This window comes from Streptomyces termitum (assembly GCF_014650175.1).
GTDB lineage: Bacteria > Actinomycetota > Actinomycetes > Streptomycetales > Streptomycetaceae > Streptomyces > Streptomyces termitum.
Genome location: NZ_BMUL01000009.1, coordinates 120,669 through 135,581, shown reverse-complemented (window position 1 = coordinate 135,581; position 14,913 = coordinate 120,669). Strand labels below are relative to the sequence as shown.

The 14,913-nt window shown below is 74.7% G+C and carries 10 protein-coding genes and 1 pseudogene; 8 read left to right on the top strand and 3 right to left on the bottom strand.

Going from position 1 to position 14,913, the window contains the following annotated elements:
- The first annotated feature begins 85 nt into the window (after positions 1-85).
- The 4 genes from IE219_RS18620 to IE219_RS18605 all read left to right on the top strand — a co-directional run bounded on the left by IE219_RS18620 (position 86) and on the right by IE219_RS18605 (position 5,486).
- Positions 86-1,009 carry an adenosine kinase gene (locus IE219_RS18620; RefSeq protein WP_189978800.1) on the top strand — a complete coding sequence of 308 codons (924 nt, stop codon included), beginning with the start codon at positions 86-88 and terminating at the stop codon, positions 1,007-1,009.
- The gene (locus tag IE219_RS18615) at positions 1,006-2,502 is read left to right on the top strand and encodes a GMC family oxidoreductase (protein WP_189978798.1); all 1,497 of its coding nucleotides are present in this window, start codon (positions 1,006-1,008) and stop codon (positions 2,500-2,502) included. Before IE219_RS18620 ends, IE219_RS18615 begins: the two co-directional genes overlap by 4 nt.
- Positions 2,499-3,434 (top strand): aldo/keto reductase, encoded by a 936-nt coding sequence (locus IE219_RS18610; RefSeq protein ID WP_229849850.1) that lies wholly within the window; start codon positions 2,499-2,501, stop codon positions 3,432-3,434. Before IE219_RS18615 ends, IE219_RS18610 begins: the two co-directional genes overlap by 4 nt.
- Positions 3,435-3,503: 69 nt before the next feature.
- Positions 3,504-5,486 (top strand): radical SAM protein, encoded by a 1,983-nt coding sequence (locus tag IE219_RS18605; RefSeq protein WP_189978796.1) that lies wholly within the window; start codon positions 3,504-3,506, stop codon positions 5,484-5,486.
- A gap of 76 nt (positions 5,487-5,562) precedes the next feature.
- Here the strand turns inward: IE219_RS18605 and IE219_RS18600 are convergent.
- From IE219_RS18600 to IE219_RS18590, 3 genes and pseudogenes are all read right to left on the bottom strand, one after another.
- Positions 5,563-8,652 (bottom strand): annotated as a pseudogene (locus tag IE219_RS18600) (alpha-amylase family glycosyl hydrolase); the annotation flags it as partial.
- 46 nt (positions 8,653-8,698) lie between these two features.
- Entirely contained in the window at positions 8,699-9,661 is a 963-nt protein-coding gene (rfbB, locus tag IE219_RS18595) for a dTDP-glucose 4,6-dehydratase (protein ID WP_189978792.1), read from the bottom strand.
- A complete protein-coding gene (locus IE219_RS18590; protein ID WP_189978790.1) occupies positions 9,658-10,722 on the bottom strand; it encodes a glucose-1-phosphate thymidylyltransferase in 1,065 nt (354 codons plus the stop codon). The genes rfbB and IE219_RS18590 overlap by 4 nt, the downstream gene beginning before the upstream one ends.
- A gap of 265 nt (positions 10,723-10,987) precedes the next feature.
- Between IE219_RS18590 and IE219_RS18585 the strand changes: the two genes are divergently transcribed.
- Genes IE219_RS18585 through IE219_RS18570 form a run of 4 tightly spaced genes read left to right on the top strand, consistent with a single transcriptional unit; the run spans position 10,988 to position 14,905 of the window.
- On the top strand, positions 10,988-12,277 hold the full coding sequence (locus IE219_RS18585; RefSeq protein ID WP_189978788.1) for an aspartate aminotransferase family protein: 1,290 nt from the start codon (positions 10,988-10,990) through the stop codon (positions 12,275-12,277).
- A complete protein-coding gene (locus IE219_RS18580; RefSeq protein ID WP_189978786.1) occupies positions 12,274-13,296 on the top strand; it encodes an ABC transporter ATP-binding protein in 1,023 nt (340 codons plus the stop codon). The genes IE219_RS18585 and IE219_RS18580 overlap by 4 nt, the downstream gene beginning before the upstream one ends.
- Positions 13,293-14,108 (top strand): ABC transporter permease, encoded by an 816-nt coding sequence (locus IE219_RS18575; protein WP_189978777.1) that lies wholly within the window; start codon positions 13,293-13,295, stop codon positions 14,106-14,108. The genes IE219_RS18580 and IE219_RS18575 overlap by 4 nt, the downstream gene beginning before the upstream one ends.
- Entirely contained in the window at positions 14,105-14,905 is an 801-nt protein-coding gene (locus IE219_RS18570; RefSeq protein ID WP_189978774.1) for an ABC transporter permease, read from the top strand. Before IE219_RS18575 ends, IE219_RS18570 begins: the two co-directional genes overlap by 4 nt.
- Positions 14,906-14,913 lie beyond the last annotated feature (8 nt).

Genomic DNA, 14,913 nt, shown 5'->3' with positions numbered 1-14,913 from the left:
TGCAAGATCTTGCCGACTTGATCGGCGGACTGCTTAACTCCTCAGCGATCCGCGGCAGTTGCGGCCCGCATCCGAGAGGAAAGCCATGAGCAGCGCGTACGACGTCCTCGTCCTGGGAGGCTCGGGCGTCGACACGATCGTGTACGTCCCCGAACTCCCCCTCCCGTACGCCGACAGCTACATGATCCGGCCCGGCATCGAGACCCGCGCCGGACAGACCGGCGACTTCGTCGCCCTCGGCCTGCGCTCCCTCGGCCTGCGCACCCACCACCTCGACATGATCGGCGACGACCCCTCCGGGGACCTGATCCGCGCCTTCCACCGCGACCACGGCATCGACTTCACCGACGTCCTCCTGCCCGGCGGCACCAAGCGCGCCGTCAACCTCGTCGGACCCGACGGCCGCCGCCTCTCCCTCTACGACGACAGCCGCTCCCAGGAGTCCGACCGGCTCCCCGAGTCCACCGTCCGCGCGCTGGCCGCCGCCAGCCGGCACGCGCACGTCTCCATCACCCACCCGTGCGCCCACGCCCTGCCGCTGCTCCACGAGGCGGGCGTCACCGTCTCCACCGACCTGCACGACTGGGACGGCGAGAACCCCTACCACGAGCCGTTCGCCCACGGCGCCGACCTGGTCTTCGTCTCCACCACCGCCCTGGCCGACCCGCCGGCCGTGATGCGGCGCGTCCTGGAGCGCGGCCGGGCCGAGGCCGTCGTCGCCACCGCCGGTGCCGAGGGCTCCTACCTGCTCACCCGCGACGCCGAGGCCCCCCTGCACGTCCCGGCGGTCACCCCGCCCGGCCCGGTCGTCGACTCCAACGGCGCGGGCGACGCCTACGCCGCCGGCTTCCTCTTCGGCCGCCTCTCCGGCGAACCCCTGGAGCGGTGCGCCCGCTACGGCGCGATCGCCGGGGCCTTCGCCTGCACGGTGCCCGCCACCGTCGGCGCCGCCGTCGGCCGGGACGCCCTGCTCGCCGCCGCCTCCGCCGGGACGGAGGGCGGCGCGTGAACCCCGACTCCTCCGACGTCCTGATCCTCGGCGGCGGCGTCGCCGGCTGCGTGCTGGCCGCCCGGCTCAGCGAGGACCCCGGCCGGACGGTCCGCCTCGTCGAGGCCGGCCCCGACCACGGCCCCGACCCGGCCGGCTGGCCCGCCCCGCTGCTGAACGCCCGCGCCCTGCCACGCGAGGAGCTGTGGGAGCGAGCGGTGCCCACCCACCGCTTCCGGGCCCGGGTCATCGGCGGCTCCTCCTGCGTCAACGGCTGCTGGAACACCTGGGGTTCCGAGGCCGACCACCGCGAGTGGGTCCGCGCGGGCGGGGAACGCTGGAGCGCGGCCGCCATGGAGCCGTACCGGGACGCCGCCGCCCGCGCGATGGGCCTGCGCGCCGTCCCCGACCGCGAACTCTCCCCGTGGAGCCGGGCGTCCACCGAGGCCGCCCGCGCCCTCGGCCACACCGAGGCCGACATGGGCCGCCCCGGCGCCCCCGGCTACGGCTTCCCGCTGCTCAACGCGCACGACGGCCGCCGCTCGAACGCCGCCCTCGCCTACCTCGGCGCCGCCGTCCGCGCCCGCCCCAACCTGACGGTCCTGCCGCACACCGTCGCCGACCGGCTGCTGGTGCGGCGCGGCCGGATCGAGGGCGCCGTCGTCGTCACCGACGGCGTCCCCCGCGTCCTGCGCGCCGACCGGTACGTCCTCGCCGCCGGGGCCTACGGCTCCCCCGCCCTGCTGCTGCGCAGCGGCGTCGGCCCCGCCGGGGAGCTGCGCGCCCTGGGCATCGACCCCGCCCTCGACCTCCCCGGCGTCGGCGCCAACCTCGCCGACCAGCCCGGCGTCTTCGTCCCGCTCTCCCCCACCCCCGGCCTCGACGCCGCGCTCGCCGCCAAGGACCGCGCCGGCGAGCTGTACGGCAGCCGCGTGCTGCTGCGGACCGCCGGACCGTACGCCCCCGAGGACGGCTGGAACCTGCACCTCCTGCCGGTGGCCGGGCCCCCGCTGTTCGGCACCCTGCCGCCCGGCCGGTACGAGGCGGGCGTCTCCGCCTTCCTGATGAAGCCCTTCTCCCGGGGCTCCGTCCGGCTCGTCTCGGCCGACCCGCTCGCCCCGCCCGCCATCGACCCCGGCTTCCTCACCGACCCGGAGGGCCGTGACCTGGAGACGCTCCGCTCCGGCCTGGCGGACATCCTCCGCCTCGCCCGGACCCCCGCTCTCGCCGCCCTCGCCACCCCCACCGGCGACACCGCGCCCCACCTGCTCGGCGACGACGCGCTGCGGGCCCGTACCGGCACCTACTGGCATCCCGTCGGGACCTGCGCGATGGGCCCCGCCGACGACCCGGCGGCCGTCGTCGACGGCACCGGGCGGGTCCACGGCCTGACCGGCCTGACCGTCGCGGACGCCTCCGTGCTGCCGACCCCGCCCGCCGCCAACACCCAGTTCCCGGTGCTCGCCACCGCCGAACTCCTCGCCGCCGCCCTCGCCACCGGGGCCGGCGCGTGACCGCCGCCCGGGGCCGCCGCCTGGTCCACGGCTGCATGGGCCTCGGCGGCGACTGGGACACCCGCCCCTACGGCCCCGCCGACATCGACCGCGCCGAGGCCGCAGTCGAGGCCGCCCTCGCCACCGGCATCACCGCCTTCGACCACGCCGACATCTACCGGTACGGCAAGTCCGAGGCCGTCTTCGGCGAGGTGCTGGCCCGCGCGCCCGGCCTGCGCGAGCGGATCACCCTCCAGTCCAAGTGCGGCATCCGGCTGCCCGAGGAGGGCCGCCCCGGCCACTACGACCTGCGCGGTCCCAGCGTCCTGCGCCGCGTCGAGGAGTCCCTGGCCCGGCTGCGCACCGACCGCCTCGACGTCCTCCTGCTGCACCGGCCCGACCCGCTCGCCGACCCGGAGGAGCTGGCCGCCGCCCTCTCCGCCCTGCACCGGCAGGGCCTCGTCGCGCGCTTCGGCGTCTCCAACATGCACGCCGCCCAGATCGCCCGCCTCCAGTCCTTCCTGGACGTGCCGCTCGGCGTCGACCAGCTGGAGATGAGCCTGCACCGCCGCGCCTGGGTCGAGGAGGGCGTCCTCGTCAACACCCCGGAGGGGGCCCGGACCGGCTTCCCCACCGGGACCGTCGAGTACTGCGCCGAGCGGGGCGTGGAGCTCCAGGCGTGGGGCGCGCTCGCCGGCGGCCGCTACTCCGATCCGGCGGCGGGCCCGGCCGCCGCGCTCGTCGCCCGGCTCGCCGAGGCCCACGGCACCACCCCGGAGACGGTGGTCCTGTGGTGGCTCCAGCGCCACCCGGCCGGGATCGTGCCGGTCATCGGCACCACCCGGCCCGAGCGGATCCGCGCCTGCCGCGACGCGGTGGAGCGCGCCCCGGCCCTCGGCCACGAGGAGTGGTACGCGCTGTGGACCGCCGCGCGCGGCACACCCCTCCCCTGAACCCCCTTCTCCCACACCGCCGTTCCGTCCCGACCGGATTCCCCGGTCGCCTCCCCGTACGGAGAGTCCGTGACATCCACCGGCGCACCGCCGGCGGGCCCGTTCGAGTCGGCCCGTTTCTACCTCACCTTCCGCTGCAACTCGCTGTGCGGCTACTGCAACGTCTGGCAGGACGACAAGTTCAAGGGGTACGAGGAACTCACCCTGGAACAGGGCCGCCTGATCCTCGACGAACTCCACGCCCTCGGCGTCCGCTACGTCGACTTCACCGGCGGCGAGCCGGTGCTGCACCCGCACGTCGACGGCATCGTGCAGTACGCGAAGAAGCTCGGCATGACCGTCGAGATCACCAGCAACGGCATCCGCTTCGCCCGGCACATCGACGCCATCGTGCCGCACGTCGACACCATGAACGTCTCCCTGGACACCCTGCGGCCCGAGCGCTACCGCGCCATCCGGGGCGTGCCGACGCTCGACCGGGCGCTCGACGTGATCCGCTCCATCGTCGCCCGGGGCGACTCCGGGCACCTCAAGCTGATCTGCGTGGTGACCCGGGAGAACGCCGACGAGGTCCCCGACCTGCTGCGCTTCGCGCAGGAGAACCGGGTGACCGTCTACTTCTCCACCATGTTCACCTACTTCGACGAGCAGGACACCGTCCGCGACGTCCGCCGCACCGCCCGCAGGCTGAAGCTGGTGGAGCGGGACGGGCGCCCGGCGGGCGGCGGCTGCGCGCCCGAGCGGGCCGCGCCCGGCCCGGACGACGCGGCCCTGCCCGACCTGCTCCAGAGCCTGCTGTACGCCCCCTACGCCCTGGTCAACCTGCACTTCCGGAAGTACGTGCGGACGCAGGACCCGACGGCGCCCACCCAGTGCTTCGCCAACAAGCGGATCCTGACGGTCGGCCCGGACGGGCGCCTCGTGCTGCCCTGCTACCACGCCTTCGACGCCTCGGTCGTGCGGGACCGGCCGCTGGCCGAGATGGTGCGGGACGAGGAGTTCCTGCGGGTGCGGGACGAGGAGGTGGGCTTCCGTCCGGAGTGCCGGGGCTGCACCGTCTTCCCGTACGTGGGGCTCTCGTTCAGCTACCGCTTCGACAAGGTCTTCCTCTACCAGGCGCTCTCCGAGGAGACCGCCAAGCTCAAGTCCCGCTTCGTGGACCCCCTCTTCCCACGGCTCGTCCCCGATCCCGCGCCGCTGCTCGCCGAGGTCGCCGCCCTGGAGGAGTTCATCGACCGGGAACTCCCCGAGCCCCGACCGCCCCTGAGGGAGGATCACCTCTACCGCTTCGACGTCACCGCCACCGGGGTCCGTACCGACCTCGCCGCCGCGGAGAGCTCGGTCGAGGAGGTCCTCGCCGACCACGCGGGCGAGCAGTGCTGGGGCGTCCGGCGCTCCCCGCACACCTGGGTCCGGCTGCTCTACCGCGAACTGCTGCCGCTGCTCGGCACCCTCGCCGACCGGGAGCTGATCCCCCGAGGCCGGTACGAGGAGCTGGCCGGCGGGGTGTACGCGGTGCAGCTCGCCTGGTGGCGGGCGTACCTCGGGCGCTACGCCCGGGGCGGGTCCGCGCTGCCCACCGGCGGCGCGGACGCGGTCGTGGCCCGTTTCCTGGCCGCGACGGCGGCCCTGCTGCCGGAGGCACCGGAGTCCGGGCGGATCCGGGAGATCCTGCTGCACGCCGGCTGCGTGCTCGCCCTGCCCGCCGGGGAGCTGGCCCCGCTCGCCTCCCGGGCTCCCTTCCCGGAGGCGGACCTGCTCGCCGAGCACCTGCTGCTGCTCGCCCCCGAGCCGGCGCGGTACGCGGCGCTGCTCCCGGAGCCCGCCGCCGCCGTGCTGCGCGGCGAGCCCCGGCCCCGGCCGGACGGCGGGCCGCTCGGCCGGCTCCTGGACGCCTCGCCCGGCGGGGAGCTGCCGGCCCTGATCGACGCGGTGCGCGCGCTGCGTGCCGAGGTGCCGGCGGAGGAGCTCGCCGCGCTGCTGCTCGCGCGCGAACTGCGCGACCCGGCCGGGATCCGGCGGCGCGGCGCCGTCCTGCGCGCCGGGGGCTGACGGGAGGAATGGCGGCGCCCCCGGACCGTCGGGTCCGGGGGCGCCGTCGTGCGTGCGGGCCGGGTCAGCCGGTGGTGCCGGTGGCGGCGAGGAGGGCCCCGGCGGCGTTGCGCCGGGTGGCGATCAGCTGTCCCCGGCGGGCCTCGGCGACGCGGTCGCGGTCGCGGGGGTCGACGGTGAACGCCTGGCGGCCGGCCAGGTCGGGGCGGGCGGCGAGCTGCTCCCCGGTGAGGACGGTGGGGATCAGGCGCAGCCACCGGCCCTCGTCGGTGAGGGCGCCGTCCTCGATCGCGAGGGAGCCCTCGGGGCCGTAGACGAGCTGCTGGCTGGTGGAGCCGGTGGGCTTGACGTCCCAGACGACGGTGGTGGCGTCGAGCAGGAGGGCGTCGGAGCGGGAGAGGTCGAGGTCGGGGGTGGTGCGGATGCCCGGCAGGACGTAGTCGGTGGCGCCGCCGACGAGCCACACCTCCTTGCCGTAGGTGCCGAAGTCGAGGGAGCGGTCGGCGGGGAGGTCCTTCTCGTCGCCGCGGTGGACGATGTAGCTGAGGGAGCCCGCGCCCTCGGCGAGCGGGACCTCGTAGACGGCTCCGAAGGCGTCGGTGCGGACCGGGAGGAGGGGCTTGGACCAGTCGGTGGGCCGGGCGGCGCCGGTCCAGGTGTGCAGGCCCCAGCCCTGGTGGTCGCCGTCGGGGCGGTAGTAGTGGATGACGGCCCTGCCCTCGTCCTGCGGCGGGTAGACGCCGGCCGGGACGGTCTCCGTCTGGTCCTGCCCGCCCTGGGCGATCCACACCTCGCCGGTGCGGTCGAGGGCGACGGTGCGGGCCGGGCCGTCGGCGGTGCCGTCCTTGGTGACGGTGTAGGGGACGGCGGCGGTGCCGGGGTCGAGTTTCACCCAGGCGAAGGCGCCGTAGGCGTCGCGGCCGGTGAAGGGGGCCCGCTGCCCGGCGGCTTCGAGGGTCCAGCCGTCGTAGTCGCCGTCGGGGCGGCGGTAGTGGACGACGGCGTAGCCGCGTTCGAAGGCGCTGGGGCGGGCGGGGGCGGGCGGGCGTCCCGAGGTGGTGGCGGCGCGGCTGCTCGCGGTGCGGCCCCGGGCGTCCACGACGACGGCCTTGTACCGCAGCGGCGTGCCCTCGGGGAGGCCGTCGGGGAGGCGCTGGGTGACCTTGTAGGGGGCGTGGTCGGCGGTGCCGAGGGTCCGCCAGGGGCCGTCGCCGGCCTGGGCGGCGAAGACGACGCGGCCCAGGTCCCCGGCGCGGGCGTCGGCGGTGAGGGTGACCGTTCCGGTGGCCCCGGCGGGCGGGGCGGTGAGGCGGATCGTGGGCGCGGCGCGGGGGGTGTCGAGGGGGCGGTCGGCCTTGAGGACGACGGTGGAGAGGGCGGGCACGGTGAGGGTGACGGCGCCGTCGGCGCCGCTGCGAAGGGTGCGGGCGTCGCCGTGGAGGGGGGCGAAGCGGGCGCGGGAGGTGCCGGTGCGGAAGGTGACGGTCTTCGGGGTGGTGGCGTTGTTGGCGGCGACGAGGTATTCGGTGCGCCGCTTCGGGTCGATGCGGGAGACGGCGTGGACGCCGGCGCCGGCGGTGTCGGCGTGGCGCTGGATCTGGACGCCGTCGCGCAGCGCCGGGTGGGCCTTGGTGAGCTTGGAGAGGGCGGCGATGGCGCGGTAGAGGGGGTGGCCGGTGTCGTAGGCGTCGGTGGCGTGGGTGCGGTCGGTGCCGAGCTGGTCGTCGTCGAGGTAGTCGGGCACCTTCGAGGCGAAGAGCGTCTGGCGGGCGTCCTTGTCGTTGCCCGATCCGGTGAAGCCCTGTTCGTCGCCGGAGTAGACCACCGGGTTGCCCCGGGAGAGGAACATGAGTTCGTTGGCGAGGGTGGCGCGGCGGACGAGTTCGGCGTCGCTCGCGTTCGGGTTGTCCTGCTTGAGGAAGGAGCCGATGCGGCCCATGTCGTGACTGCCGAGGAAGGTGACCTGCTCGTAGGCGTTGGCCTTGTCGGTGGTGTACCGGTAGTCCTGGGCCAGGACGTGGGAGAGGTCGGCGGCGGGTCCGCCGCGCGAGGCGTAGTTGCGTATCGCGGACTGGAAGGGGAAGTCGAGGGTGGCGTCGAGGCGGCCCTCGGTGACGTAGGGAGCGGTGATGGCGGCGTCGGCGGAGAACGCCTCGGCGAACATGAAGAAGTCCTCGCGGCCGTGCTTCTCGGCGTAGGCGTCGAGGGCGGTGGCCCACTGGGTCCAGAACTCCATGTTGACGTTCTTGGCGGTGTCCACGCGGAAGCCGTCCACGCCGAAGTCGCGGACCCACGTCTCGTAGATGTCCTTCATGCCCTCGACGACCTCGGGGCGCTCGGTCCACAGGTCGTCGTGGCCGTAGAAGTCGCCGTAGAGGGCGCTCTCGCCGACGAAGGTGGAGTCGCCCCGGTTGTGGTACATGGTCGGGTCGTTGAGCCAGTCGGGAACCTTGCGCGGTCCGGTGACGACCGGGGCGTACGGGAAGGAGCCGGCGTCGACCCGGGGAACGCCCGCGGCGTCGTCGAAGGGGCGGCCGTCCGTGTCGAGGTACGGGAAGGCGCCCTTGGGCCGGTAGCCGTACTGCTTCTCGGCGTAGTCGACGGTGTCGGCGGTGTGGTTGGTGATGACGTCGAAGAAGACCTTCATGCCCTTGGCGTGGGCGGCGGCGATGAGCTTCTTCAGGTCGTCGTTGGTGCCGAAGTGCGGGTCGACCCGCGTGAAGTCGGTGATCCAGTAGCCGTGGTAGCCGGCCGAGGGGTCCTTGCCGTCGCCCCGGTCCTGGACCGGGATGTTGGTGAAGACGGGCGCCAGCCAGAGGGCGGTGGTGCCCAGGCCCTTGATGTAGTCGAGCCGCCGGGTGAGGCCCTTGAGGTCGCCGCCCTGGAAGAACTTCTTGTCCGCGGGGTCGTAGCCGGTGGCCGTGCGGTCTCCGGTGAGGCCGCCCCGGTCGTTGGCCGGGTCGCCGTTGGCGAAGCGGTCGGGGAGCAGCAGGTAGAACTGCTCGCGGGTCAGGTCCTGGCGCGGCGGCTCGGCCGCCAGCGAGCGGTCCGAGGGGGGTGCGGGCGGTGCGGTGCGCGGGGCCGCCGCCGTGGCGGCGGGCGCGAGGGCCGTCGCCAGCAGGACGGCGGCCAGGGACACGGCGGAGCGCCGGAGGTGTCCGGTCACGGGTGTACTGCTCCTTCGGAGCGCGTCGGGCGGAAGGGGGTGGGGTTCAGGGGCGCGGGGCGGCCTGCCGGTCCGCGTACCAGCGGACGGTGGCGGCGAGGGCCTCGGCGAAGACGGCGCGGGGGCGGTAGCCCAGCTCGCGGCGGATGCGGGTGTCGTCGACGGCGTACCGGACGTCGTGGCCCTTGCGGTCGGCGGTCCGGGCGATCCGGCCGGGTCCGGCGCCGCACAGGTCGAGCAGGCGGCGGGTCAGCTCCAGGTTGGTGAGGGAGGTGCCGCCGCCGATGTTGTAGATCCGGCCGGGGCGGCCGCCGGTGCGGACCAGTTCGACGGCGGTGACGTGGTCCTCCACGTGCAGCCAGTCCCGGATCTGCGAGCCGTCGCCGTACAGCGGCACGTCCTCCCCCGCCAGCAGGGCGGTGGTGAAGCGCGGGATCAGCTTCTCCGGGTGCTGGCGGGGGCCGAAGTTGTTGGAGCAGCGGGTGACGCGGACGTCGAGGCCGTGGGTGGTGTGGTGGGCGAGCGCCAGCAGGTCGGCGGCGGCCTTGGAGGCCGCGTACGGGGAGCTGGGGCGCAGGGGGTCGTCCTCGCGGGCGGCGCCGGCGGCGATCGAGCCGTACACCTCGTCGGTGGAGACCTGGACGAAGGTGCGGACGCCGTGCCGGACGGCGGCGTCGAGGAGGGTCTGGGTGCCCAGGACGTTGGTGCGGACGAAGGGCGCGCCGTCCTCGATGGAGCGGTCCACGTGGGACTCGGCGGCGAAGTGGACGAGGTCGTCGTGGCCGGGCACCAGCCGGTCGGCGAGGGCCGCGTCGGCGACGTCGCCGCGGACGAGGCGGAGGCGGGGGTCGTCGAGGACCGGGGCGAGGTGGGCGGCGCTGCCCGCGTAGGTGAGGGCGTCGAGCACGGTGACGGAGACGTCGGGCGGTCCGTCCGGGCCGAGGAGGCGCAGGACGTGGGCCGAGCCGATGAAGCCGGCGCCGCCGGTGACGAGGACGCGTCGGGTCATGGGTGGAGGTGCACCTTGCTGTGGTCGCCCAGCACGAGGCGGTGGGCGTACGGGTGTCGGGGGGCCGCGACGACGGCGTCGCGGCCGATGAAGGAGCGCTCGATCCGGCCGGCCCGGTCCACGTCGGCGCCGTCGAGGAGGACGGAGCCCTCGATGGAGCTGTCGTGGATCCGGCAGTTGGCGCCGATCGCGGTGTAGGGGCCGATGACGGCGTCGCTGATGACGGTGCCGGGGCCGATGACGACGGGGCCGGTGACGCGCGAGCCCCGGACGACGGCTCCCTCGCCGAGCAGGACGCGGCCCACGACGGCGCTGTCGTGGTCCACCTTGCCGTCGAGGCGGCCGGTGAGGCCGTCCAGGACGTGCCGGTTGGCCTCCAGCATGTCGTCGACGCTGCCGGTGTCGTGCCAGACGGAGGTGGTGGTGTCGGCGCGGACGTCGTGCCCGTGGTCGACGAGCCACTGGACGGCGTGGGTGAGTTCGAGTTCGCCGCGGGGCGAGGGCCGGATCGCGGCGACCGCCTCGTGGACGGCCGGGCCGAAGGCGTACACGCCGATGAGGGCGAGGTCGCTGCGCGGCCGGTCGGGCTTCTCCTCGACCCGGCGGACCCGGCCGTCCGGGTCGACCTCGGCGACGCCGAAGGCGGCCGGGTCGGGGACGGCGGTGACGAGCAGCCGGGCCGCGGCGGGCGCGGCGACGGCGCGGGCGGCGAAGGCGGCGACGCCGCCGTCGAGGAAGTTGTCGCCGAGGTGGAGCAGGAAGTCGTCGTCGGCGAGGAAGCCGCGGGCGACGGCGACCGCGTGGGCCAGGCCGCGCGGGCGGTCCTGGCGGAGGTAGGTGATGTCGAGGCCGAAGGAGCGGCCGTCGCCGGCGGCGCGGCGGATGTCGTCGCCGTAGGGGCCGACGACGAGTCCGAGTTCGCGGACGCCGGCGGCGGCGAGGGACTCCAGGGCGTAGAAGAGCACCGGCTTGTTGGCGATCGGCAGGAGCTGCTTGGTCCCGGTGTGGGTGAAGGGGCGCAGTCGGCTGCCGGTCCCGCCGGCCAGGACCAGGGCCTTCACACCGGCTGCCTTGGGTCGGATGCGGCCTGCGGGTGTCTGTGCACGGTCCCTCCTCGTGGTGCGAGGCGTCGGTCGGCGGTCGCACCGGCGACTCAAGCAGAGCCCGCGCACCGCTTGCAAGTGCTGTCTGAAAGTTTCTGAAATCCCTTGCTCGCACTCCCCTTCGAGTGCTTCACTCGCACCTCGAAACGATCGATCAACCGTCCGGCCCCTCTCCAACTGGCCGGGAATCCACGCACGTTCGCACGACCCCACAGGAGCTCCGGTGACAAGTCGCCAGCGAGAGACGCTGGTCAGAGAGGCGCGGCATCGGGCGCCCGGCCAGTCCGAGGAAGCCGCCCTCGCACGGCGGGTCTTCGCCGAGGGCCGCGGCGCCGTCCTCACCGACCTGGACGGCGACCAGTACCTGGACTTCGCCGCCGGCACCCTCACCCAGTCGCTGGGCCACTGCCACCCCGAGGTGGTCGCGGCCCTGACCCGGCAGGCCGGAAGGCTGTGGAACGTCCACGACACCGCCACACCCGAACGGGCCGAGTTCTTCGAGCTGTTGGCCCGGCTGCTGCCCGAACACCTCGACACCTACGCGCTGTTCTCCACCGGCGCCGAGGTGGTGGAGGCCGCGCTGCGGGTCGTGCAGTCCACCGCCCCGCCGGGCCGCAACCGGATCGGGGCGCTGCGCCACGGCTTCCACGGCAAGACCATGGGCGCCCGCATGCTCGTCCACTGGGACGTCGGCCACCAGTCCTTCGCCGGCAACAGCGTCCTGGGCTACGCCCCGTACTGCTACCGCTGCCCCCTGGAACTCGAACGCCCCACCTGCGGACTGCGCTGCGCCGACCTCGTCACCCGGCACATCGCCACCAAGCCGAACGTCTCCGCGCTGGTCTTCGAACCCGTCCTCGGCGCCGCCGGGGTGATCGTCCCGCCGCCCGGCTACTGGGAGCGGATCTCGGCCGCCTGCCGGGAGAACGGCGTCCTCCTCGTCGCCGACGAGGTCGCCACCGGCGGCGGCCGGACCGGCGCCTTCCTCGCCTCCGAACTCCTCGGCGCCGAACCGGACCTGGTCGCCCTCTCCAAGGGCATGGCCAACGGCTTCCCCTTCGCCGTCCTCGCCGGCCGCCACGACCTGCTGCACCGGCCCGAGGCCGCCCCGCCCGGCGCGTACGCCTCCACCTACGCCGGCAACCCGCTGGGCATCGCCGCCGCCCGCGCGACCCTGGAGGTCGTCGAGCGCGACCGGCTCGTCGACCGGGTCCGGGTCCTCGGCGAACGGCTCGGCGGCCACCTCGCCGCCCTCCACGACCGCTTCGAGGTGCTGGGCGAGGTCCGCGGCCTCGGCCTGCTGCACGGCCTGGAGTTCGTCCGCGACCGGGCGAGCCGCACCCCCGCCCCCGGGATCGCGCGGGCCGTCCACACCACCGCCCTCGACCTGGGCCTGCGCACCTCCGTCGGCGGCCACGTCATCCGGCTCGCACCCCCCTTCACCCTCGACGAGCACCTCCTCGACGAAGGCGCCCGGATCCTCGGCGAGGCCATCGGACGGGTGACCGCGTGATCGTCGCCGAAGGACTCACCAAGGACTTCCGGATCGCCGAGCGGCGGCCCGGCCTGGTCGGCAGCCTCGCCACCCTCCTCAGCCGCGAGCACCGGACCGTGCGCGCCGTCGACGGCATCTCCTTCGCGCTGCCCGCCGGCTCCAAGACCGCGTACATCGGCGCCAACGGGGCCGGGAAGTCGACCACCATCAAGATGCTCACCGGCATCATGACGCCCACCGCGGGCCGCTGCCTCGTCGACGGCATCGAGCCCTACCGCGACCGGCGGCGCAACGCCCGCGCGATCGGCGTCGTCTTCGGCCAGCGCAGCCAGCTCTGGTGGGACCTGTCGGTGCCCGACTCCTTCCAGATCCTGCGCCGCGTCTACGACATCCCCGACACCGTCTACGCCCGCAACCTCGCCCTCTACCGCGAACTCCTCGACATCGACGCCCTCGGCACCACCCCGGTCCGCCAGCTGAGCCTCGGCCAGCGGATGCGGGCCGAGATCGCCGCGAGCCTGCTGCACGACCCGAAGGTCGTCTTCTGGGACGAGCCGACGATCGGCCTCGACATGGTCCTCAAGGAGGCGGTCCGCACCCTGGTCAACCGCGCCCACGCCGAACTCGGCACCACCGTCCTGCTCACCAGCCACGACCTCTCCGACATCGCCGCCATCTGCGACGACGCCCTCGTCGTCGACGGCGGCCGGGTCGTCCACCAGGGCACCCTGCACGACCTGCTGCGCCGGGCCGACCGCCGCTCGGTCGTCTTCGAGCACCGGGGCGGCCCCGGCCCGGACGCCGTGGTCCGCGCGATCGGGGCCGGGCTGCCCGGCGCCACCGCCTCCGTCACCCCCGAGGGGCGCGTCCGGGTCGACTACCCGGCCGACGCCCTCACCTCCCGGCAGGTCCTCGGCTTCCTCCTCGACCGCTTCGAACTGGCCGACTGCTACGCCCCCGAACCCGACCTGGAGACCGTGCTCCGCCAGATCTACCGGGGCGGCGTCCCCGCCGCCCGGGACGGCGGTGCCGCGTGAGGACCGCGCTCCGCCCCGGCCGCTACCTGCCCTTCGCCACCAGCGGCCTGCAGACCCTGCTCCAGTACCGCTCGACCTTCCTCGTCACCGGCGTCACCGCCGCGGCCGGCGCCGCCGTCACCGTCTTCCTGTGGCGGGCGGTCTACGCCGATCCGACCGGCCCCGGCCCCGGCGGCTTCACCCGCGAGAGCATCACCACCTACCTGGTGGTGGCGCAGGTCCTGGCCGTGGCACACGCCAACCGGGTCGACGACGAGGTCGCCGCCGAGGTCTACCGGGGCGACATCGCCGTCGCCCTGACCCGCCCGGTCAGCTACCCGCTCGTCCGCCTCGCGGCCGGCCTGCCGGTGGTCGCCGCCAACACCGCCCTGGTCGGGGTGCCGCTGCTGGTCCTCTTCGCCGCCCTCGTGCCGCTGACCGTCCCCGCCCCCGCCGACGCCGCCCTCTTCCTGCTCTCCGCCGTCCTGTCGGTGCTGCTCGCCTTCTGCGTCAACCTGCTGACCGGCATGGCCGGCTTCGTCACCACCAACACGTGGGGCGTCCGGATGGCCAAGCAGGGCGTCGTCGCCTTCTTCGCCGGACAGACCGTGCCCCTGGACCTGCTGCCCGGACCGCTGCGCGCGCTCGCCTCCGTCCTGCCCTTCCGGGCCATGGCCGACGGACCGCTGACCCTGCTGCTCGGCCGCTACGAGGGGGCGGCGGGCGCCGCCGCCGTCCTCGGCCACCAGCTCGCCTGGACCGCCGGCCTCGTCCTGCTGTGCGCCGTCCTCTGGCGGGCCGCCGTCGCCCGGCTGGAGGTGCTCGGCGGATGAGCGCCACCCCCGGCGGCCGGCTGCGCCTCGCCCTCTTCCTCGGCGGCGTCGGCCTGCACCGGCTCGCCGCCTACCGGCTCGACTTCCTCCTCGGCTCCGGCGCCTTCCTGATCCGGGTCGGCCTCCAGACCGTCGCGGTCGGCGTGGTCTTCCGGCACGTCCCCGCCGTCGCCGGATGGTCGTACCACCAGGTCCTCTTCCTCCTCGGCTGCGCGCTGCTGACCCGCGGCCTCGACCACCTCTTCACCGACCAGCTGTGGGAGCTGAGCCGCAAGCTGATCCAGCGCGGCGAGTTCTACCGCTATCTGATCCGCCCGGTGGACCCCCTCTTCGCGCTGCTGTCCGAGCGCTTCTTCCACCCCGACGGGATCGGCGAACTCGCCGTCGGCGCCTTCCTGGTGGTGTGGAGCGGGACCGCCCTCGGCCTTGACCCCGGCCCCCTCCAGTGGGCCCTGGTGCCGCTGCTGATCCTGGCCGGGGCGCTGATCCACGCCTCCGTGAAGCTGTTCTTCGCCTCGCTGTCCTTCTGGACGGTGACGAGCATGCCCGCGCTCCAGACCGCCACCCAGCTCTCCGAGTTCGCGGGCTACCCCCTGGACCTCTACCACGCCTCCCTGCGCACCCTGCTGACCTGGGTGCTGCCCTTCGCCTTCACGGCGTACGCCCCCGCCGTCTACCTGCTGCACGGCGACACCGGGCTGCTGCGGTGGCTGCCGGCCGTGACCGGCCTTTCCCTCCTCGCCGCGCTGGCCCTGTGGCGCCGCGGCCTGTCCCGCTACGAGATGACCGGGAGCTGACGAACCGC